This is a genomic window from Micrococcus sp. NPDC078436 (genome assembly GCF_040702705.1).
GTDB lineage: Bacteria > Actinomycetota > Actinomycetes > Actinomycetales > Micrococcaceae > Micrococcus.
Genome location: NZ_JBFBLX010000001.1, coordinates 285421 through 305231, shown reverse-complemented (window position 1 = coordinate 305231; position 19811 = coordinate 285421). Strand labels below are relative to the sequence as shown.

General features: G+C 73.0%; 19 protein-coding genes and 1 tRNA gene. 11 read left to right on the top strand and 9 right to left on the bottom strand.

Annotated features, from left to right (window positions below; all coding sequences use genetic code 11):
- Positions 1 to 10: 10 nt before the first annotated feature.
- From msrA to epsC, 3 genes are all read left to right on the top strand, one after another.
- The gene (msrA, locus tag AB0302_RS01410; RefSeq protein ID WP_366370301.1) at positions 11 to 589 is read left to right on the top strand and encodes a peptide-methionine (S)-S-oxide reductase MsrA; all 579 of its coding nucleotides are present in this window, start codon (positions 11 to 13) and stop codon (positions 587 to 589) included.
- A gap of 70 nt (positions 590 to 659) precedes the next feature.
- Complete coding sequence (gene cysK / locus AB0302_RS01405) at positions 660 to 1595, top strand: cysteine synthase A (protein WP_366370300.1); 936 nt, start codon at positions 660 to 662, stop codon at positions 1593 to 1595.
- Positions 1596 to 1656: 61 nt separating this feature from the next.
- The gene (epsC, locus tag AB0302_RS01400; protein WP_366370299.1) at positions 1657 to 2244 is read left to right on the top strand and encodes a serine O-acetyltransferase EpsC; all 588 of its coding nucleotides are present in this window, start codon (positions 1657 to 1659) and stop codon (positions 2242 to 2244) included.
- Between the two features lie 72 nt (positions 2245 to 2316).
- On the opposite strand, the gene gndA is transcribed toward epsC, so the two are convergent.
- The 3 genes from gndA to AB0302_RS01385 all read right to left on the bottom strand — a co-directional run bounded on the left by gndA (position 2317) and on the right by AB0302_RS01385 (position 5575).
- Positions 2317 to 3873 (bottom strand): NADP-dependent phosphogluconate dehydrogenase, encoded by a 1557-nt coding sequence (gndA, locus tag AB0302_RS01395; protein ID WP_298713310.1) that lies wholly within the window; start codon positions 3871 to 3873, stop codon positions 2317 to 2319.
- A gap of 80 nt (positions 3874 to 3953) precedes the next feature.
- Positions 3954 to 4868, bottom strand: a complete 915-nt coding sequence (gene ppk2, locus AB0302_RS01390) for a polyphosphate kinase 2 (protein WP_366370298.1) — start codon at positions 4866 to 4868, stop codon at positions 3954 to 3956.
- Between the two features lie 203 nt (positions 4869 to 5071).
- A complete protein-coding gene (locus tag AB0302_RS01385) occupies positions 5072 to 5575 on the bottom strand; it encodes a hypothetical protein (RefSeq protein ID WP_366370297.1) in 504 nt (167 codons plus the stop codon).
- A gap of 276 nt (positions 5576 to 5851) precedes the next feature.
- Between AB0302_RS01385 and AB0302_RS01380 the strand changes: the two genes are divergently transcribed.
- Positions 5852 to 7237 carry a YncE family protein gene (locus AB0302_RS01380; protein ID WP_366370296.1) on the top strand — a complete coding sequence of 462 codons (1386 nt, stop codon included), beginning with the start codon at positions 5852 to 5854 and terminating at the stop codon, positions 7235 to 7237.
- Positions 7238 to 7327: 90 nt separating this feature from the next.
- Here AB0302_RS01380 and AB0302_RS01375 read toward each other — a convergent pair whose 3' ends face one another.
- Together AB0302_RS01375 and AB0302_RS01370 are read right to left on the bottom strand one after the other, a co-directional pair.
- Positions 7328 to 7687, bottom strand: a complete 360-nt coding sequence (locus AB0302_RS01375; protein WP_248115038.1) for an AzlD domain-containing protein — start codon at positions 7685 to 7687, stop codon at positions 7328 to 7330.
- Positions 7684 to 8517 carry an AzlC family ABC transporter permease gene (locus AB0302_RS01370; protein ID WP_366370295.1) on the bottom strand — a complete coding sequence of 278 codons (834 nt, stop codon included), beginning with the start codon at positions 8515 to 8517 and terminating at the stop codon, positions 7684 to 7686. Before AB0302_RS01370 ends, AB0302_RS01375 begins: the two co-directional genes overlap by 4 nt.
- A gap of 280 nt (positions 8518 to 8797) precedes the next feature.
- On the opposite strand from AB0302_RS01370, the gene AB0302_RS01365 reads away from it, so the two are divergent.
- Positions 8798 to 9922, top strand: coding sequence for a C40 family peptidase (locus AB0302_RS01365; RefSeq protein WP_366370294.1), 1125 nt, complete (start codon positions 8798 to 8800; stop codon positions 9920 to 9922).
- A 69-nt stretch (positions 9923 to 9991) separates the two neighbouring features.
- Here the strand turns inward: AB0302_RS01365 and AB0302_RS01360 are convergent.
- From AB0302_RS01360 to AB0302_RS01350, 3 genes are all read right to left on the bottom strand, one after another.
- A tRNA-Val gene (locus AB0302_RS01360) sits at positions 9992 to 10065 on the bottom strand.
- Positions 10056 to 10601 (bottom strand): redoxin domain-containing protein, encoded by a 546-nt coding sequence (locus AB0302_RS01355; RefSeq protein ID WP_366370293.1) that lies wholly within the window; start codon positions 10599 to 10601, stop codon positions 10056 to 10058. The genes AB0302_RS01360 and AB0302_RS01355 overlap by 10 nt, the downstream gene beginning before the upstream one ends.
- The gene (locus tag AB0302_RS01350; protein WP_248115042.1) at positions 10594 to 11025 is read right to left on the bottom strand and encodes a DUF3052 domain-containing protein; all 432 of its coding nucleotides are present in this window, start codon (positions 11023 to 11025) and stop codon (positions 10594 to 10596) included. Before AB0302_RS01350 ends, AB0302_RS01355 begins: the two co-directional genes overlap by 8 nt.
- Before the next feature lie 268 nt (positions 11026 to 11293).
- On the opposite strand from AB0302_RS01350, the gene aceE reads away from it, so the two are divergent.
- The 6 genes from aceE (at position 11294) to fabF (ending at position 19171) form a co-directional block, all read left to right on the top strand.
- Positions 11294 to 14044: a pyruvate dehydrogenase (acetyl-transferring), homodimeric type gene (gene aceE, locus AB0302_RS01345; RefSeq protein ID WP_366370292.1), complete on the top strand. Its 2751-nt coding sequence runs from the start codon at positions 11294 to 11296 to the stop codon at positions 14042 to 14044.
- A 139-nt stretch (positions 14045 to 14183) separates the two neighbouring features.
- Entirely contained in the window at positions 14184 to 15374 is a 1191-nt protein-coding gene (locus AB0302_RS01340) for a helix-turn-helix domain-containing protein (protein ID WP_366370291.1), read from the top strand.
- Positions 15375 to 15453: 79 nt separating this feature from the next.
- On the top strand, positions 15454 to 16371 hold the full coding sequence (locus AB0302_RS01335) for an ACP S-malonyltransferase (RefSeq protein WP_366370290.1): 918 nt from the start codon (positions 15454 to 15456) through the stop codon (positions 16369 to 16371).
- A 52-nt stretch (positions 16372 to 16423) separates the two neighbouring features.
- Positions 16424 to 17476 (top strand): beta-ketoacyl-ACP synthase III, encoded by a 1053-nt coding sequence (locus tag AB0302_RS01330; RefSeq protein WP_248115046.1) that lies wholly within the window; start codon positions 16424 to 16426, stop codon positions 17474 to 17476.
- 61 nt (positions 17477 to 17537) lie between these two features.
- Positions 17538 to 17783, top strand: coding sequence for an acyl carrier protein (locus tag AB0302_RS01325; protein WP_248115047.1), 246 nt, complete (start codon positions 17538 to 17540; stop codon positions 17781 to 17783).
- A gap of 143 nt (positions 17784 to 17926) precedes the next feature.
- Positions 17927 to 19171, top strand: coding sequence for a beta-ketoacyl-ACP synthase II (gene fabF, locus AB0302_RS01320; RefSeq protein WP_366370289.1), 1245 nt, complete (start codon positions 17927 to 17929; stop codon positions 19169 to 19171).
- A gap of 77 nt (positions 19172 to 19248) precedes the next feature.
- Here fabF and AB0302_RS01315 read toward each other — a convergent pair whose 3' ends face one another.
- On the bottom strand, positions 19249 to 19752 hold the full coding sequence (locus AB0302_RS01315; protein WP_248115049.1) for a DUF3145 domain-containing protein: 504 nt from the start codon (positions 19750 to 19752) through the stop codon (positions 19249 to 19251).
- Positions 19753 to 19811 lie beyond the last annotated feature (59 nt).

Here is a 19811-nt window from a genome sequence, read left to right as displayed (position 1 = left end):
GTCTCCGGACATGACCGCGTTCGAACTGCCCTCGCCCGAGCCCACCGCCGCGCCCGCCGACCCCCGCGAGCTCACGCTGGCCGGAGGGTGCTTCTGGTGCCTCGACGCCGTGTACCGCCGCGTGCGGGGCGTCCTGGAGGTCGAGTCCGGGTACACGGGCGGCCACGTTCCCGCGCCGGACTACGAGGCCGTGTGCACCGGGACCACCGGCCATGCCGAGGCCGTGCGCGTGCGGTTCGACGCCGCCGTCGTGCCCGCCGAGGTGATCATGGACCTCTTCTTCACGGGCCATGACCCGACCGCGCTGAACCGCCAGGGCCACGACGTCGGCACGCAGTACCGCTCCGCGGTGTTCGCCCGCGACGAGGAGGAGGCCCGCTTCTACGAGCGCGAGGTCGCCCGCGCGCAGGAGAACTACGATCGCCCGATCGTCACCACCGTCGAGCCCGCGGGTCCGTGGTTCCCCGCCGAGGACGTCCACCAGGACTTCTACACCCGTCGCCCCGGCAACGGCTACTGCCAGGTGGTCATCGACCCGAAGCTCGCGCGCGTCCGCCGACGCTACGCCGCGTGGCTCACCGAGGGCTGAGTCCCGCTCCCCCGGCGTAGCCTGGTCCCGACCCTTCCCACCCCGTACCACTCACTCAGGAGGTCCCCCCATGGCCCGCATCCTCGACGACATCACCCAGGCGGTCGGCGGCACGCCGCTCGTGCGTCTCAACCGGCTGACGGAGGGCCTGCCCGGCGACGTGGCCGTCAAGGTGGAGTTCTACAACCCGGCCAACTCGGTCAAGGACCGCATCGGCACCGCCATCGTGGACGCGGCCGAGGCGTCCGGCGCGCTGGCGCCCGGGGGGACCATCGTGGAGGGCACCTCCGGCAACACCGGCATCGCCCTGGCCATGGTGGGAGCCGCCCGCGGCTACCGTGTGATCCTCACGATGCCCGAGACGATGTCCACGGAGCGACGCGTGATGCTCAAGGCCTTCGGCGCGGAGATCGTGCTCACCCCCGGCGCCGAGGGGATGCGCGGCGCCCTCGAGCGCGCGCAGGAGATCGTCCGCACCACCCCGAACTCCATCTGGGCCCAGCAGTTCGCCAACGAGGCCAACGTGCAGGCGCACTACACCGGCACCGGCCCGGAGATCTGGGACGCCTCGGACGGCGCGGTGGACGTGTTCGTCGCCGGCGTGGGCACGGGCGGCACCATCACCGGCGCCGGCCGCTACCTGCGCGAGCAGAAGTCGGACGTGAAGCTCATCGCGGTCGAGCCGGCCGACTCGCCCATCCTCTCCGGCGGCAAGGCCGGCCCCCACAAGATCCAGGGCATCGGCGCCAACTTCGTCCCGGAGATCCTGGACACCGAGCTGTACGACGAGGTGTACGCCGCCTCCTTCGAGGAGTCCCTCGAGGTCGCGCGCGAGCTGGGCCGCAAGGAGGGCATCCTCGGGGGCATCTCCACCGGCGCGATCGTCTCCGCCGCGCTGAAGGAGGCCGCCAAGCCGCAGAACGAGGGCAAGCTGATCGTCGCGGTCGTGTGCGACTTCGGCGAGCGCTACATCTCCACGCCCCTGTTCGAGGACATCCGCGGCTGACCGCCGCCGCCCTCCTCTGCGCACGCACCCCGCTCCCCCGTCACCGAAAGGGCCTGACCCCTTGGGCTTCATCTCCCGCTTGAAGGAAGACATCGCCACCGTCCGCAGCCACGACCCGGCCGCGCGCGGCGATCTCGAGGTGGCCCTCGTGTACTCGGGGCTGCACGCCGTGTGGTCGCACCGCGTGGCCCACCGGATGTGGCGCCACGACCGCCTCAAGACGCCGGCTCGCGTGCTCTCCCAGGCGACGCGCGCCCTGACGGGGATCGAGATCCACCCGGGTGCGACCATCGGACGACGCTTCTTCATCGACCACGGCATGGGCGTGGTCATCGGGGAGACCGCCGAGGTGGGCGACGACGTGATGCTCTACCACGGCGTCACCCTCGGCGGCCGCTCGCTCGAGCGGGTGAAGCGCCACCCCACCCTGCGCGACGGCGTGGTGATCGGCGCGGGGGCGAAGATCCTCGGCCCCGTGGAGATCGGCGAGGGCACCGCGGTGGGCGCGAACGCCGTCGTCGTGAAGGACACCCCGGCGGACGCCATCGCCACGGGCATCCCGGCCACGTACCGGCTGCGCTCGTGCAAGGAGGAGACGGCGCCCCTCGTGGACCCGGCCGAGTTCGTGGAGCCGGCCCTCTACATCTGAGCCCGCTCATGACGGCGCCCTGCACCCCCGGCTCGGGGGTGCAGGGCGCGGCCGATTCCGCGGCGTGACTCGTCAGGCCGTGGGGTCGCCCTCGGCGGGCTGCGGCATGACGACGGGCACGCCGTCGCCGTCCACCTCCGTGCGGTCCCCGGACCACAGGGTGTGGAACGAGCCCTCGCGGTCCGTGCGGCGGTAGGTGTGGGCGCCGAAGAAGTCGCGCTGGCCCTGGATGAGGGCGGCGGGCAGGCGGTCGGCGCGCAGGCCGTCGTAGTACGCGAGGGCGGAGGAGAAGACCGGCACGGGCACGCCGGCGGAGATCGCGGCGCCCACCACGCGGCGCCACGCGGGCAGCGCGTCGGCGATCGCGCGGGTGAACTCGGGGGCGAACAGCAGGTTCAGCGGCTGGCCCTCCGCGCGGGTGCCCGGCTCGGGGTGGCGGTCGGTGTCCCGGCCGCCGAACGCCGTCATGATGACGTCCAGCAGGTCGGCGCGGATGATGCAGCCGTCGCGCCACAGGGAGGCGATGGTGCCGAGGTCCAGCGACCAGCCGTACTCGGCCGCGGCGGCGGAGAGCATGTCCAGGCCCTGCGCGTAGGCCACGAGCTTGGAGGCGAAGAGCGCCTGGCGCACGTCCTCCACGAACTGCTCGCGGTCGGCGTCGGCCACGCCCGCGCCGTCGACGCCCGCCACGAGGGTCTCGCGGGCGATCTCCCGGACCTCTCGCTGCGAGGAGAGCGAGCGGGCGAAGACCGACTCGGCGATCGCCGCGACGGGCGCGCCGACGTCGAGGCCCGAGATGGCGGTCCAGCGGCCGGTGCCCTTCTGGCCGGCCTCGTCCACGATCACGTCGATCAGCGGGCGGCCCGTGGCGGCGTCGGTCTGGCGCAGCACCTCGGCCGTGATCTCGATGAGGTAGGAGGACAGCTCGGTGCGGTTCCACGCGTCGAACACGGCGGCCTGCGCGGCGGGCTCGATGCCAGCCACGCGGCGCAGCAGGTCGTGGGCCTCGCCGATGACCTGCATGTCCGCGTACTCGATGCCGTTGTGGACCATCTTCACATAGTGGCCGGCGCCGTCCGTGCCGACCCAGGCGCAGCAGGGCTCGCCGCCGTACTGGGCGGCGATCCGCTCCAGCATGGGGCCGACCGCGGCGTAGGACTCCTTCGGGCCGCCCGGCATGATGGCGGGCCCGTTCAGCGCGCCCTCCTCGCCGCCGGAGACCCCGACGCCGACGAAGTGCAGCCCCTGGGCGGCGAGCGCGGCCTCGCGGCGGCGCGTGTCCTCGTAATGGGAGTTGCCGGCGTCGATGACGATGTCGCCCTCCTCCAGGAGGGGCACGAGCTGGTCGATGACCGCGTCGACGGGGGCGCCGGCCTTGACCATGATCAGCACGCGGCGCGGCACGGCGAGGGAGGCGACGAGCTCCTCGAGCGAGCCCGTGGCCACGAACTCGCCCTCGTGGCCGTGCTCGGCCACGAGCTGGTCCGTCCGGCCGCGGCTGCGGTTGTGGAGGGCCACGGTGTAGCCGTTGCGCGCGAAGTTGCGGGCCAGGTTGGCCCCCATCACCGCGAGCCCGGTGACGCCGATGTCCGCGGTGCCGGCGAGGGCGGTGGTCGTCTGCTCGGTCATGCCTGAGGAGCCTCCTGTGCGGGGGTGGATGCGTGCGGGGGCGGAGTCCCGCCCGCCCCCGCCAGCCTAGCGGCCGAGGGTCAGTCCCCGACGGCGTCGCGGCCGCGGCGGATGATCAGCGAGTCCGGCTCACCCACGACCTCGTGGTCCTTGCCCTCGTACTCGAACTGCGTGAGGAAGTAGCGCATGGCGTTGAGCCGGGCGCGCTTCTTGTCGTTCGAGCGGATGGAGATCCACGGGGCGTGGTCCGTGTCCGTGTGCAGGAACATCGCCTCCTTGGCGTCCGTGTAGGCCTCCCAGCGGTCCAGGGACTCGAGGTCCATGGGCGAGAGCTTCCACTGGCGGACGGGGTCGATCTGCCGGATCGCGAAGCGGGTGCGCTGCTCGGTCTGGGTCACGGAGAACCAGAACTTCGTGAGGTGGATGCCGTCGTCCACCAGCATCTTCTCGAACAGGGGCACCTGGTTCATGAAGCGGCGGTACTGCTCGTCCGTGGAGAAGCCCATGACGCGCTCGACGCCGGCCCGGTTGTACCAGGAGCGGTCGAAGAGCACCATCTCGCCCACCGTGGGGAAGTGCTGGATGTAGCGCTGGAAGTACCACTGGCCCTGCTCGCGGTCCGAGGGCTTGTTGAGCGCGACGACCCGGGCCATGCGGGGGTTGAGGTGCTCCGTGAAGCGCTTGATGGTGCCGCCCTTGCCGGCGGCGTCCCGGCCCTCGAACACGAGGATGTGGCGCTGGCCCGTGTCCTCGGACCAGTACTGCAGCTTCAGCAGCTCGATCTGGAGGCGGTACTTCTCCAGCTCGTACTCCTCGCGGGACATCCGCTCCTCGTACGGGTAGTCCTCCTTCCACGTCTCCACGGCGCGGCCCTGGGGGTCGATCAGGTCCGGGTCGTTGGTGTGACCGTCGGTGACCGTGTAGCCGCCGTCCCGCAGCTTGTCGATGAACTCACGGAGGTTCTCGCGGGGGGCGTCGGGCTGCAGCAGCTCCATGGGCCTTCTCCTTCGGTGGGGTGAGGTCGCGGAGCGGCGGCGCCGCCGCTCCGGGGCTCCGGCGCGGGGTTCGCGCGGGCCGTTCTGGCTCCCATTATGGTCCGGGGCCCGGACACGGCCGTGGAGTGGGTCGTCCCGCGAGATGAACAGCCGGTGAACCCTGCCGCTCCGTCGAAGGGCGACAGCGGCCGGCCCGGGCAGGGTCAGCGCCGGCGCACGGCTCCGACGAGCGCGTCCACGGCCGCCACGGCGGCCCGAGCCGCGTCGACGTCCGCGAACTCGGCCACCGCGTCGTCGTAGCGCGCGTGACCGGGGAGCTTGAGGCCGACGCTCGCGCCGTCCACGGCGGGGAGGATCCAGAGCCGGGCCCGCGCGTCCACCTCGCGGCCCTGCGCGAGGTCGTCCTCCTCGAAGTCCTTCTCGTAGCCGGCCCACTCGACGCCGGGCCGGGCGGTGTCGGCGCCGTCGAGCACGTCCGTCCCGCCCATTCGCAGGTAGGTGACCGACTGCAGCAGGGCGTCCACCGTGCGCGCGGCGGCCCGCCCGGCGAGCTCGTCCTGGAAGACGGCCAGGCGGCGCCAGCCGCCGTCGTCGTTGAGGAGCAGGAGCGTCTGCGCGGCCTCCGGTGCGCTCACGATGGCGAGATGGCGCGCGCGGCCCTGGGCGTCGGCGGGCAGCTTCCAGAAACCGAGGGGCGTGGCGGACATGGGGCACCTCTTCAGGGGGGGCGTGCGGGGTGGGGCCTCCCAGCCTACGCGGACGACGGCGCCCCGGCGGCCGCCGCCATCGCCTGGCGCATCGTCCGCACCCGCGTGGGCCTTGAGCTCGGGACTGTCCTCCTGGGGCATGATCCGACCCTCCTGGAGGACGTGGGTCGGACCGAGACCCAGGGCACTTCGCCCCCGCCGTCTCGCTATGATTGAGCTGTGTTCGGCGACGCCGTCGGACGTGCCGACCGACCACCTCGCCCTTGGAGACCCCCCATGCCTCGACTGCACCGCGTCCACGAGACTGCCGACATCGCCGCCGACGCTCGTGCTGCGCGCGGCGTCGACGCCGCCCGCCCCCGGGCGCTGCGGCCCGCCGCGCTGCTCGCCGTGGGCCTGCTGCTCACCGGCTGCGCCGGCACGGACGGCGGGCAGACGGAGAACGGGCAGGGAGCCAGCGCCTCCGCCACCCAGGACGACGGCTCCGGGAAGGGTGACGCCGGCGCAGCCGCCTCCACCCGTGGCCAGGCCAGTGAGGCGCAGGGCCAGGCCGAGGAGTCGGCCTCCGAGGATCCGGCCGACTTCCCGGCGTCCAACACCACCACGCTGACGCACGTGGAGACCATCAAGGACCCCGGCCTGGCGTCCAAGTCGGTGGTCTCCAACCAGCACGGGCTCGTGATCGCCAACAACATGATGTACCGGCACAACGTCATGCTCGTCGACACCCGGAGCCGCGAGGTGGTCCAGACCCTCGAGGACACCGTGGACACGGACGCGATGGGCATCGACGGTCTGTCCGGCGTGGTCAGCGGCTCCCCGGTGGAGGCAGCGTGGACCCAGGACGGCCAGTACGCCTATGTCACCAACTACCAGCTGACCGGCGGGGTGGGCACGGGCACCAAGCCGGATGACAACTGCACCGCCGGCTCGGCGATCGCCCCCTCCCTGGTGTACCGGTACTCGGTGAAGGACAAGAAGTGGGACGCCGCCTACCGGGTGGGCCGGGTGCCCAAGTACGTGGCTCTGTCCCCCGACGATTCCCGCCTGCTGGTCGCCAACTGGTGCGACGCAACCATGTCCGTCCTCGACACCGGGTCCGGGGAGACCGAGCACACCATCCCCCTGGACACCATGCCTCGCGGCACCGTCGTGCTGCCGGACAACAAGACCGCCTACGTCACCGCGATGTGGGCGGACAAGCTCTTCCGCGTGGACCTGGAGGCCGGCACCGCCGAGGTGGTCCTGCACACCGGCCCCCAGCCGCGCCACCTCACCCTGTCCCCGGACGGGAAGACCCTCTACATGACGGTCGCCGGCGCCGACCAGATCGTGAAGCTGGACGCCGCGACCGGCACGGTCCTCGCCACGGCGTCGGCCGGGGATGAGCCGCGCTCCATGGACATCTCCGCGGACGGCACGGCGCTGTACGTCGTCAACTACGAGGACTCCGCGGTGACCAAGATCGATGCCGAGACCCTCGAGATCCTCGACACGAAGCCGGCCGGCGAGAACACCGTCGGCGTCACCTACGACGCGCCCACCGGCCAGGTCTGGGTGGCCAACTACGGCGGCACCCTCGACGTCTACGACGACACCGACGGCGTCGGCCCGGGTGCCGGCGGCTCCGCGCAGCCCTCGACCGACACCGCAGGGAATTGACCGCGACCGGCCGGTCACACCGGAGAGGACCGGCCGGGCAGAGGCCTCCTTGGGCAGGCGACGTCGGCGGCGTCCCGCTCGGCGGGTGTCTCAGAGGGCCAGGTTCACGAGCAGCACGTAGGCCAGCGTCCCCGCCCCGATGGACAGCAGGGTGCGCCGCCCGCCGAGCAGGTGGACGAGCACGGTCACGGCGCTCGCCGCGAGCGCGCAGCGGATGCGCGGCCAGTCGACCGGGTCGCCGGGGGCGAGGGCGGCGGAGTCGAGGATCATCACGACCGCGAGGATCGTCAGGATCCCGGCGGGCATCCACACGGCCAGGCGCGCCACGAGCCCGGACTCGCGAAGCGGGCGCAGCAGGGCGAACGGCAGGGCTCGCAGCAGGAAGGTCACGCCGCCGGACACCAGGGCCGCCGCCACGATGTACCCGGGGTGCACGGCCCCGTCGATCATCGTCCCCCCTCCCCGTCCGCCCTTGTGGGCCCGCCCGGCTCCCCGCCCGCGGCCCGGGGAGCCGGGGCGCCGAGCGCATGGACCGCCGGCAGCGGCAGGGCCACGCCGCTCTCGGCGGCGACGTGCGCCGCCACCAGCGCCGCCGCGAACCCGAGGAACGAAGCGACCAGCAGCGCGCCCGGCGCGACGACGAGCCCCACCCCGACGGCGGCCGCCGCAACGAGCACGAGCGGGACGTGGCGGCGGGTGCGGGCGGCGTCGAGGGCGAGGACGATGAACAGCGCGGTGAGCGCGAACTCGAGGCCCTCCACCGGCGCCGGCAGCAGCCCCGCCGCCGCGACACCCACGAGACCTCCGACCACCCAGTACAGGTGGAGGCTGATCTGGGTGGCGAGCAGGCGCGGGGCCGTCCAGCCGCGGGGATGGGCGGCGGTGATGGCATAGGCCTCGTCGATGAGCCCGCCCATCGAGTACAGCCGCGCCAACGGGTTCCGCACCACACGCAGCGGGAAGCTGAACGCATAGAACACGTGCCGGAAGTTGAGCAGGAACACGGTCACGGCGATCCCCACCAGGGACGTCCCGGCGACGAGCAGGCTCACCATGAGCAGCTCCACCGAGCCGGCGAACACCACCAGGGACAGCAGCGGGGCCGTCCACCCAGGCAGGCCGGCCTGCACGACGAGCATCCCGAAGGCCACGCCCAGCGGCACCAGTCCCAGCCCCGCCGGCCCGGACAGGCGGATTCCCTCGGCCACCTCGGCGCGGCGGGACGGCGGGGCGTCCGGCGCGCCGGACGCCGCGCGCGATGACGGTGTGACCTCACTCATGGTCGGCCCAGCGTGCCACATCCCGTGCGGTCCCTCCGCCGCGACGACGCACGGTGACGAGACGGCGCGGCGCGGGTGATGCCCCGCAGGGCCACCTCCCGAGGAATGCGCGGTGGGGCGGACCACCCGCTACGGTTGCTGATGACATCCGACCGCCCGCGCAGCGCGCCGCCGTACCTCCACCACCGGACGTGCCGCACCACCCTGGACCTCTCGCGACCCGAACGCCCAGGGGTCCTGTCACGTCCGGAGGCAGCCCACAGACGAGGAGAACCACCGCGTGGAAGCCATCTCAGAACGCCCGCTCACCCGCCGCCGCACGCTGCTGGGGCTCGGCGGCGCCGGAGCCGTCGGCGCCCTGGGGCTGACGGGCTGCGCCACCGCGCCGACGACCTCCGCCCAGCAGACCGCCTCGTCGGCCGCGGCGTCGTCCGCGTCCCCCGTCGCGGAGACGGGGATCAAGGACCTCGCCGTGGGCGAGGACGCCGTGGTGCGCACCTCCATGACGACCGCCTGGCTCAAGCCCGGCCAGGACCGCGGCTGGACGGACGAGCCCGTCATCAAGGCCGACGCCCGGCCTGACCAGTGGCTCTCCCGCATGGACGTGGCCCAGCAGCGAGGGCTGCTCGGCCGCACCGACACCCAGGCCGCCCTCGGCTCCCGCGTCACCGTCCGAGAGCTCTCCGGGGACTGGGCGAAGGTGAGCTTCCTGGACCAGGCCGCGCCGGACGACGACGGCCATCAGACCAGCTGGGTGCCGCGCGCCCACGTCGTGCGTGATCTCGGCTTCCTCTCCGCCCAGACGGCCGACGGCGCCCAGGTGGTGCGCGTGACCGCGGACAGCACCGGCGTGTTCGACGGCGAGGGCATGGAGCAGACCCGCGTGGTCGTGCCCTTCGGCACCCGTCTGCCGCTGCTGGAGCAGGGCGAGAAGGCCTCGAAGATCCTGCTGCCGAACGAGCGCGAGGGCTGGATCGCCAGCGCGGACGTGGCCGTGGGCGAGCCCGCCCTCGGCACGGTCGAGCAGGTCTTCGAGACCGCGCGTTCCTTCGACGGGACGCCGTATCTGTGGGGCGGCATCAGCCCGTTCGGCATCGACTGCTCCGGCTTCACCTACACGGTGCTGCGCTCGCACGGCATCCTGCTGCCCCGCGACGCCGGCCCCCAGCTGAACCACTCGGGCCTGCCGAAGGTCTCCGCCGACGACCTCACCCCCGGCGACCTGCTGTTCTACTCACTCGTGCCCGGCGGCGAGAAGATCCGCCACGTCGCCCTGTACCTCGGCAAGGGACACGGCATCCACGCCCCCTTCGTGGGGCGACCGGTCTGCATCGAGACGCTGCAGAAGATCAACATCAAGCGCGACTACGCCGGCGCGGTGCGTCCCCGGTACGCCGAGGCCTGACGGCAGGCCCGCGCGGCGGACGACGACGGCCCCGGGACCAGGCGCGTGGTCCCGGGGCATCGACACGAGTGGACCCAGAGGGACTCGAACCCCCGACCTGCTCGGTGTAAACAAGCTGCTCTAGCCGACTGAGCTATAGGTCCGCGCTGCGCTCCAGGGTACCGGTGCGGCGCAGGTGCTCCCGCGTCGCCGCCTCGTGCGCGCTCCGCGAGCGCGCCCGGCCCGGCTCGGCGGCCACCCTGGCAACCTCGACGCCGGTCGCGTCCAGCAGCACGGAGACCCGTCGCGCCCGCCCCGTCTCCGGGTCGAACGCATCGCACGCCGCGGCCGCGGCCCCGTGGGGCCAGAAGTCGGAGAGCAGCGTGAGCCGCTCCCCCAGGCCCAGGTCCTCGCGCACGCGGCGCAGCACCGGGGCGGCGTCGCACGCGATCACCCGCACCGCGACGTCCACCGCGGCGAGCTCCTGCGCGAGGTCCGCGAGCCAGGCGAGCTCGCCGGTGCAGACCGGGGTGAACGCCCCGGGGAGGAACGCCAGCCAGGTCGCCCGGGGCCGGCCGACTCCGTCGTCCGGATGCGGCACGCCGTCCGGTGCGGCGAGCGGGGGGAACGACCAGGACTGCCCGTGGTCGTCCCGCAGCGCCGGGGCCTCAGCCGCCGCGCTTCTGCACAGCTCAGCCACCGCGCTTCTGCACGAGCCTCTGGGCGGCCCAGTCGGCGCTCACGCCGGAGCCCGTGGTGGGGTGCAGCCCGGCCGTGGAGGCCGCCTCCTGCACGTCCGCCGGCGGCACGTGGCCCGGGCGGCCCGTGCGGGGCGTCATGATCCAGAGGGGGCCGGCGTCGAGGGAGCGCTGGGCGTCCACCAGGGCGTCGGCGAGGTCTGTGACGTCCCCCTCATCCGAGCGCCACCAGAAGAGGACGGCGTCCGCGGGCTCCTGGTCCTCCTCGGTCAGCAGCTCCTCCCCGAGCGCCGCCTCGAGGGCGGCGCGGAAGCCGTGGTCGACGTCGTCGTCGAACCCCCACTCCTGCACCAGGTCGCCCGGCGCCAGTCCGAGCTCCTCGAGCCGTGCCTGAGCAGCCGGGGTCTCCTGCGGCCCTGCCTCCATCGTGTGCGGTCCTCCTCCGGGACGGGACATGCGCCCCGTGCGGGGCGCGCGCCGTGCGTGTGCGTGACACGGCCCACCCTACGCCCGTGCGCCCGGGGCCTCCGGGTCCCAGACCACGCGCGCAGCCCACGGACGGCGCTAGGCTGGGCGCGACAGGCGCCCGTCCGCCGGAGCGAGTCCGGGGGCGCGGCGCGGCAGTGCGGGCGTATCCCGCCAGTGCAGCAGCACCGACGCGGAGCATCCCTCCGCACGAACACCAGGAGGCACCGTGAGCGCAGCCGAAGAGAGCTCCCAGATCCTGAGCGGTCTGACCAACCAGCTCCCGGACAAGGACCCGCAGGAGACCGCGGAGTGGATCGAGTCCTTCGACGGGCTCGTGGAGGAGCGCGGGACGGAGCGCGCGCAGTACATCATGCGCACCCTCATGCAGCGCGCCGGCGCCCAGTCGGTCGCCCTGCCCCACGTGACCACCACGGACTACGTGAACACCATCCCGGCCGACCAGGAGCCCGAGTACCCGGGCGACGAGGAGCTGGAGCGCCGCTACCGTAACTACCTGCGCTGGAACGCCGCGGCGATCGTGCAGCGCGCGCAGCGCGAGGGCGTCGGCGTGGGCGGCCACATCTCCTCCTACGCCGGCCAGGCCACCCTGTACGAGGTGGGCCTGAACCACTTCTTCCGCGGGCAGGACCACCCCGGCGGCGGCGACCACATCTTCTTCCAGGGGCACTCCTCCCCGGGCAACTACGCGCGCGCCTTCCTCGAGGGCCGCCTCACCGAGGAGGACCTGGACGGCTTCCGTCAGGAGAAGTCCAAGGAGGGCCACGCGCTCCCCTCCTACCCGCACCCGCGCATGAAGCCGGACTTCTGGCAGTTCCCGACGGTCTCCATGGGCCTCGGCCCGATGAACGCCATCTTCCAGGCGCAGACCAACCGCTACCTCCACCACCACGGCATCAAGGACACGTCCGAGCAGCACGTGTGGGCGTTCCTCGGCGACGGCGAGATGGACGAGCCGGAGTCGCGCGGCCAGCTGCACATCGCCGCCAACGACAAGCTGGACAACCTCACCTTCGTGGTCAACTGCAACCTTCAGCGCCTCGACGGGCCCGTGCGCGGCAACGGGAAGATCGTCCAGGAGCTGGAGTCCTACTTCCGCGGCGCGGGCTGGAACGTCATCAAGGTCCTCTGGGGCCGCGAGTGGGATCCGCTGCTCGAGGCCGACGACGAGGGCGAGCTCGTGCGCATCATGAACGAGACGCTCGACGGCGACTTCCAGACCTACAAGGCCGAGTCCGGCGCCTTCGTGCGCGAGCACTTCTTCGGCCGCTCCTCCACCACCAAGGAGCTGGTGGCGGACATGAGCGACGACGAGATCTGGGGCCTCAAGCGGGGCGGCCACGACTACAAGAAGGTGTACGCCGCCTACAAGGCCGCGATGGAGCACAAGGGCCAGCCCACCGTCATCCTGGCCCACACCATCAAGGGCTACGGCCTCGGCAAGTCCTTCGAGGGCCGCAACTCCACCCACCAGATGAAGAAGATGACGGCGGACGACATCAAGGTCTTCCGCGACCGTCACCGCATCCCGGTCTCCGACGAGGTCATCGACAAGAACCCGTACGAGATCCCGTACTACAAGCCCGACGCGGACTCCCCGGAGATGAAGTACCTCATGGAGCGCCGCAAGGAGCTCGGAGGGTTCGTCCCCGAGCGCCGCGCGGACTACCACCGCATCCCGCTGCCCCCGGAGTCGGCCTACAAGCAGGCCCGCAAGGGCTCGGGCAAGCAGCAGGCCGCCACCACCATGGCCTTCGTGCGCCTGCTGAAGGACCTGATGCGGGACAAGAACCTGGGCTCGCGCTTCGTGCCGATCATCCCGGACGAGGCCCGCACCTTCGGCATGGACTCGTTCTTCCCGACGGCGAAGATCTACAACCCCAAGGGCCAGAACTACCTGTCCGTGGACCGCGACCTGTTCCTCTCCTACAAGGAGTCGCCGCAGGGCAAGCTCTACCACGTGGGCATCAACGAGGCCGGCGCTACCGCGGCCTTCAACGCCCTTGGCACGGCGTACTCGACGCACGGCGAGCCCATGATCCCGATCTACATCTTCTACTCGATGTTCGGGTTCCAGCGGACGGCGGACAGCATCTGGGCGGCGGCCGACCAGCTCGCTCGCGGCTTCATGATCGGCGCCACCGCGGGTCGCACCACGCTCGCGGGCGAGGGCACCCAGCACATGGACGGCCACTCGCCGGTCCTGGCGGGCACCAACCCGGCCGTGAAGCACTACGACCCGGCGTACTCGTATGAGATCGCGCACATCGTGCGCCAGGGCCTCGAGGACATGTACGGCGACCACGACCGCGGCGACGCGGTGCGCAATGTCATCTACTACCTCACGGTGTACAACGAGCCGATCGTGCACATCGACGAGCCGGAGGACCTGGACGTGGACGGCCTGCTCAAGGGCATCTACCGCCTCTCCGAGGGCCAGGGCGACGGGCCGAAGGTCCAGCTCCTGGGCTCCGGCGTGGCCCTGCCGTGGGCGGTCGACGCGCAGCGCATCCTCGCCGAGGACTGGGGCGTGAGCGCCGACGTGTGGTCCGTGACCTCGTACAACGAGCTCTACCGCGACGCCGTCGCGGCCGAGAAGGACGCCCTCAAGGACCCCAGCGCCCCGGTGCGGACCCCGTTCGTGACGGAGAAGCTCGCGGGCGCCGAGGGCCCCGTGGTGGCCACCTCGGACTACACCACGTCCTGGGCCAACCAGATCCGGCCGTTCGTGACCCAGCGCTTCAGCGCGCTGGGCGCCGACGAGTTCGGCTTCGCCGACACCCGCTCGGCGGCGCGCCGCTACTTCCACATCGACACGCACTCCATGGTGGTGCGCGCCCTGCAGCTCCTCGAGCAGGAGGGCACGGTCGAGGAGGGCACCGCGGCGAAGGCGCACTCGATGTACCGGCTCAGCGACGTCAACGCGGGCACCACCGGCAACGCCGGCGGCGACGCCTGACGCCCCCGGCCGGCGCCCGTGCGTCGGCCCGCCCCGACGGCCGGTCGTCCTCCCCACGCGGGAAGGTCGGCCGGCCGTCGTCGTCCCCGCTGTAGGAACCGCACAACCGGTCGCGTCGCGGGCCCCTAGGATGCTGTGCATGCCCGAACCCCGCGCCGCCGCGCCCCGCCCCGTCAGCGCCGAGGGTGTCGACCGGCTGCGCCGCCACCTGGGGGCCCTCAACACCACCGTCCTGCAGCGCCTCGACGCGACCCTGCCCTGGTACCGCGAGCTCACCCCGGACGAGCGCAGCGCGCTCGGACTCGTGGCCCAGCGGGCCCTGCAGGGCCTCGTGGTGTGGTGCGAACGGCCGACGGCCGGCGCGGACACCGTCCTCCAGGACGTCTTCGGGCCCGCCCCCACCGACCTCAGCCGCGCCGTGTCCCTCCAGCGTGCCCTCCAGCTCATCCGCACCATGGTGGAGGTCGTCGAGTCCACCGTCCCGGACCTCGTCGCGGAGCGGGACCAGGCCGCGATGCGCGAGCACATCCTGCACTACTCGCGGGAGATCGCCTTCGCCCTCGCGGACGTCTACGCGCGGGCCGCGGAGATGCGCGGGGCCATGGACTCCCGGCTCGAGGCGGTCCTGCTCGACGCCGTGCTGCGCGGCCAGGACCCGGACGAGATCCGCCACCGCGCCACCGCGCTCGGCTGGCACGACGACCACTGTGTGATGGTCATGGCCGGCTCCGCCCCGGGCGAGGACCAGCCCGCCTACGTGCCCGGGCTGCGCCGCGCGGCGGCCCGCCTCGACTGCGACCTCCTGGTGGGCGTGCAGACCGAGCGTCTCGTCCTCGTCCTCGGCTCGGTCACCGACCCCCGGGCCGCCGCCGAGGCGCTCACCCCGTGGTTCGCCGCCGGACCCGTGATCGCGGGCCCCGTGGTGGACTCGCTCGTGGAGGCGCACGTCTCCGCCCACCACACGCTCGCCGGGCTCGGCGCCGCGGCGGCGCACCCGCGCGCCCCCCGCCCGACGCCGTCCGGGGACCTCCTGCCGGAGCGCGTGCTGATGGGCGACCCCTCCGCTCGCGAGGCGCTCGTGGACGGTGTCTGGGCACCCCTCGCCGACGCCGGCTCCTCGCTCCTCGAGACCGTGGACACCTACCTGGCCCTCGGCCGGTCCCTCGAGGCCACCGCCCGCGAGCTCTACGTGCACGCGAACACCGTCCGCTACCGGCTCCGGCGGGTCAGCGAGCTGACCGGGTGGGACCCGCTCGTGCCGCGCGACGCCTACGTGCTCCAGACCGCGATCGCCGTGTCCCGCCTCGCCGAGGGCCGCCCACTCTTGTAGGAACCCTCCAAACGCCTCCGTGCGGGTTCGTGCCTGCAGCGGGAGGCGGGAGGCGCGCCCGCCTGACACGATGGAGGGCATGCTCGCGATCGTGTGCCCCGGACAGGGCTCCCAGACCCCCGGCTTCCTCGCCCCCTGGCTCGAGATGGACGGGACCCGTGAGCTCCTGGAGGAGCTCTCCGACGCCGCCGGCGTGGACCTGGTCCGCCACGGCACGGTCTCGGACGAGGAGACCACCAAGGACACCGCCGTCGCCCAGCCGCTCATCGTCGCGGCGGGGCTCGTCGCCGGATCCATCCTCGAGGCGGACGCCTCCGACCCCGCCACCACCGTCCTCGCCGGCCACTCCGTCGGCGAGATCACCGCCGCCGGCCTGGCGGGCGTCCTCTCCCCCGCGGAGTCGCTCGCGCTCGTCCGCGTCCGCGCCACGGGCATGGCCGAGGCCGCCGCCGCCACGCCCACCGGCATGGCCGCCGTCGTGGGCGGGGACCAGGAGGAGGTGCTGGCCGCCATCGAGGCCGCCGGCCTCACCCCGGCCAACGTCAACGGCGCCGGCCAGGTGGTGGCGGCGGGCACCCTCGAGGCGCTCGCCGACCTGAGCGCCCCGGCCCGGGCGCGCGTGATCCCCCTGAAGGTGGCCGGCGCGTTCCACACCGAGCACATGTCCCCCGCCGTGGACGCCCTGGCGGCCCACGTGCGCACGCTCTCCCCTGCCGATCCGCGGCTTCCCCTGCTCTCCAACCGGGACGGCGCCGCCGTCGCCTCGGGCGCCGAGGTCCTGGAGCGGATCGTGGACCAGGTGACGCGCCCGGTGCGGTGGGACCGGTGCATGGACGCCCTCGCCGAGCGCGGCGTCACCGGCGTCCTCGAGCTCCTGCCCGGCGGTACGCTGACGGGACTGGCCAAGCGCGGCCTGAAGGGCACCGCCACGCTGGCGCTGAAGAGCCCCGAGGACCTGGACGCGGCCCGCGCGTTCCTCGCCGAGCACTCAGCCTGAGCACCGCCGCCCCCCTCCCGCGCAGAGACGAACAGACGCAGAGAAGAGCATCATGACCGTCACCCTGAAGCAGCTGGACCGCCCCGCGGCGAGCCGCATCGTCGCCGTCGGCGCCTGCCGTCCCGCGAACCTCGTGCCGAACGAGGACCTCGTGGGGCCCATCAACTCCTCCGACGAGTGGATCCGGCAGCGCACGGGCATCGTCACGCGCCAGCGCGCGACCGCGGACCAGACCGTGGTCTCGATGTCCGTCGACGCGGCCCGGGAGGCCCTCGCCTCCGCCGGACTGGAGGGCTCGGACCTCGACGCCGTCATCGTCTCCACCGTGACCTTCCCCCACGCCACCCCCTCGGCCGCAGCCCTGGTGGCCCACGAGATCGGCGCGACCCCCGCCCCCGCCTACGACGTCTCCGCCGCGTGCGCGGGCTACTGCTACGGGGTGGCCCAGGCCGACGCGCTGGTGCGGGCCGGCACCGCGAAGCACGTGCTCGTGGTGGGCGTGGAGCGCCTCTCCGACGTCATCGACCCCACGGACCGCTCCATCTCCTTCCTGCTGGGCGACGGCGCGGGCGCGGTGATCGTCTCCGCCTCGGACGAGCCCGGCATCTCCCCCTCGGTGTGGGGCTCGGACGGCGAGCGCTGGGAGACCATCTCCATGACCCGCTCGCAGCTGGACGTGCGCGACGCCGTCGAGCACGCCCGCACCACCGGCGACGCCTCCGCGATCACCGGCGCCGAGGAGATGCTCTGGCCGACCCTGCGCCAGGACGGGCCCTCCGTGTTCCGCTGGGCCGTGTGGTCCATGGCGAAGGTGGCCCGCGAGGCGCTGGACCGCGCCGGCGTCGAGCCGGGCGACCTGGCCGCCTTCATCCCGCACCAGGCCAACATGCGCATCATCGACGAGTTCGCCAAGCAGCTGGCGTTGCCGGAGTCCGTGGTGGTGGCCCGGGACATCGCCGACGCGGGCAACACCTCCGCCGCGTCCATCCCGCTGGCCATGCACCGCCTGCTCGCCGAGCACCCCGAGCTCTCGGGCGGCCTCGCCCTCCAGATCGGCTTCGGCGCCGGCCTCGTCTACGGAGCCCAGGTGGTGCGCCTCCCCTGAGGCGTGCGCATCTGATTCACTGACCCAGTACACCGAAACACCTACCTGAAGGAGACGCCCCATGGCTTCCAAGGAAGAGATCCTCGCCGGCCTCGCCGAGATCGTGAACGAGGAGACCGGCCTCGACACGGCCGACGTGCAGCCGGAGAAGTCGTTCACCGACGACCTCGACATCGACTCGATCTCCATGATGACCATCGTGGTCAACGCGGAGGACAGGTTCGGGGTGAAGATCCCGGACGAGGAGGTCAAGAACCTCAAGACCGTCCAGGACGCCGTGGACTTCATCGACGGCGCCCAGGCCTGATCCAGGCCCACCCCGTGCGGTGGGCCTCTCGGCCCGCCGTGCCTCGCAGGACCGTGCCGGAGGCGCCTGATCCGGGCGCCTCCGGCCCCCGCTCGCCCGGGGCACCCGCACCCCGGCCCCCGAGAGACGAAGGCAACAGACCCATGACCCGCACCGCAGTGATCACCGGCCTCGGCGCCACCACCCCCATCGGCGGCGACGTGCCCACGTTCTGGGCCAACGCGCTGAAGGGCGTCTCGGGCGCCGCCACCATGGAGCACGACTGGGTGGAGCAGTACGACCTGCCCGTCACCTTCGCCGCGGAGCTCGCGGTGCCCACCGCCGAGGTGCTCAGCCGGGTCGAGGCCAAGCGCCAGGACCCCGGCACGCAGATGGCCACCGTGGCCGCCCGCGAGGCCTGGAAGGACGCCGGGCTCGAGGGCGCCGAGATCGACCACGACCGCCTGGCCGTCGCCTTCGGCACGGGCATCGGCGGCGTGTGGACCCTCCTCGACGGCTGGGACACCCTGCGCGAGCGCGGGCCGCGCCGTGTGCTGCCCATGACCGTCCCCATGCTCATGCCCAACGGCGCGGCCGGGGCCCTCTCCCTCGAGTTCGGCGCCCGCGCCGGGGCCCGCACCGTGGTCTCCGCCTGCGCCGCGGGCACCGAGGCCCTCGAGACCGCACTGCTGCTCATCCGCTCCGGCCAGGCCGACGTCGTGCTGTGCGGGGCCGCCGAGGCCGCCGTGCACCCGCTGCCGATGGCCGCGTTCGCCGCGATGCAGGCGCTGTCCAAGCGCAACGACGACCCGCGGGCCGCCTCCCGCCCCTACGACGTGGACCGCGATGGCTTCGTCCTCGGCGAGGGTGCCGGCGTCATGGTGGTGGAGTCCGAGGAGCACGCGAAGGCCCGCGGCGCCCGCGTGTACGCCGAGCTGATCGGCGCCGCCGTCTCCTCCGACGCGCATCACATCACCGCCCCGGAGCCCGAGGGCCTCGGCGCCACCCGGGCCCTGCGCTCCGCCCTCCGCGGTGCCGGCGTGGACCCCTCCCAGGTGAGCCACGTGAACGCGCACGCCACCTCGACCCCCAAGGGAGACGCCCCCGAGTACCTCGCGCTGAAGGCGGTCCTCGGAGACCACCTCGACGACGTCCTGGTCTCGGCCACGAAGTCCCAGACCGGCCACCTGCTGGGGGCGTCCGGCGCGATCGAGTCGATCCTCACCGTGCTCGCCGTGCACCACGGCACCGCTCCCGTGACCATCAACCTGGAGCACCAGGACCCCGAGATCCCGCTCAACGTCGTGACCGGCGAGCCGGGCCGCCTGCCCGCGGGGGACCGCGTGGCGCTGAACAACTCCTTCGGCTTCGGCGGCCACAATGCCGTGGCCGTGTTCCGCGGGGTCTGACCCGCACGCCCGACGGCGCCCGTCCCCACGCAGGACGGGCGCCGTCGTCGTGAGGGGGTGCGGGCGAGGGGGCGGTGTCAGCCCGCGCGGTGCAGCCAGCGCACCGGCGCACCGGCGGCGGCGAGGCGGAAGGGCTCCAGCTCCTCGTCCCAGGCCTCGCCCAGGGCGAGTGAGAGCTCGTGGAACACGACCGTGGGGTCGCCCGCGCCCTGCTCGTAGGCGAAGCGGATCCGGTCCTCGGAGACCATGATGTTGCCCGAGACGTCGGTGGCCGCGTGGAAGATGCCCAGGTCCGGGGTGTGGGACCACCGGGACCCGTCTGCGCCGGCGGAGGGCTCCTCGGTGATCTCGAAGCGCAGGTGCGGCCAGCCACGCAGCGCCGAGGCCAGCGACGCGCCGGTGCCCTGCGGGGCCCGCCAGTGCAGCTCTGTGCGGTGCTGCTCGGGCGCGGCCGGCTGCGCCTGCCACTCGACCTCGGTGTGGCCGCCGAGCACGGAGCTCAGGGCCCACTCGACGTGGGGGCACAGCGCGGTGGGTGCGGAGAGGATGTGGACCACGCCGCGGGTGGTGATGGTGTCCATGGGTTCCTCCGGGAGCGATGCGGTGCGTCTTCCCCTACGACCACGCCGCGGACGACGGA

Coding starts and splice junctions, on each gene's coding strand:
- msrA (WP_366370301.1), top strand. CDS start 11: ATGACCGCGTTCGAACTGCCCTCGCCCGAGCCCACCGCCGCGCCCGCC.
- cysK (WP_366370300.1), top strand. CDS start 660: ATGGCCCGCATCCTCGACGACATCACCCAGGCGGTCGGCGGCACGCCG.
- gndA (WP_298713310.1), bottom strand. CDS start 3,873: ATGACCGAGCAGACGACCACCGCCCTCGCCGGCACCGCGGACATCGGC.
- ppk2 (WP_366370298.1), bottom strand. CDS start 4,868: ATGGAGCTGCTGCAGCCCGACGCCCCCCGCGAGAACCTCCGTGAGTTC.
- AB0302_RS01385 (WP_366370297.1), bottom strand. CDS start 5,575: ATGTCCGCCACGCCCCTCGGTTTCTGGAAGCTGCCCGCCGACGCCCAG.
- AB0302_RS01380 (WP_366370296.1), top strand. CDS start 5,852: ATGCCTCGACTGCACCGCGTCCACGAGACTGCCGACATCGCCGCCGAC.
- AB0302_RS01375 (WP_248115038.1), bottom strand. CDS start 7,687: ATGATCGACGGGGCCGTGCACCCCGGGTACATCGTGGCGGCGGCCCTG.
- AB0302_RS01370 (WP_366370295.1), bottom strand. CDS start 8,517: ATGAGTGAGGTCACACCGTCATCGCGCGCGGCGTCCGGCGCGCCGGAC.
- AB0302_RS01350 (WP_248115042.1), bottom strand. CDS start 11,025: ATGGAGGCAGGGCCGCAGGAGACCCCGGCTGCTCAGGCACGGCTCGAG.
- AB0302_RS01340 (WP_366370291.1), top strand. CDS start 14,184: ATGCCCGAACCCCGCGCCGCCGCGCCCCGCCCCGTCAGCGCCGAGGGT.
- AB0302_RS01335 (WP_366370290.1), top strand. CDS start 15,454: ATGCTCGCGATCGTGTGCCCCGGACAGGGCTCCCAGACCCCCGGCTTC.
- AB0302_RS01330 (WP_248115046.1), top strand. CDS start 16,424: ATGACCGTCACCCTGAAGCAGCTGGACCGCCCCGCGGCGAGCCGCATC.
- AB0302_RS01325 (WP_248115047.1), top strand. CDS start 17,538: ATGGCTTCCAAGGAAGAGATCCTCGCCGGCCTCGCCGAGATCGTGAAC.
- fabF (WP_366370289.1), top strand. CDS start 17,927: ATGACCCGCACCGCAGTGATCACCGGCCTCGGCGCCACCACCCCCATC.
- AB0302_RS01315 (WP_248115049.1), bottom strand. CDS start 19,752: ATGGACACCATCACCACCCGCGGCGTGGTCCACATCCTCTCCGCACCC.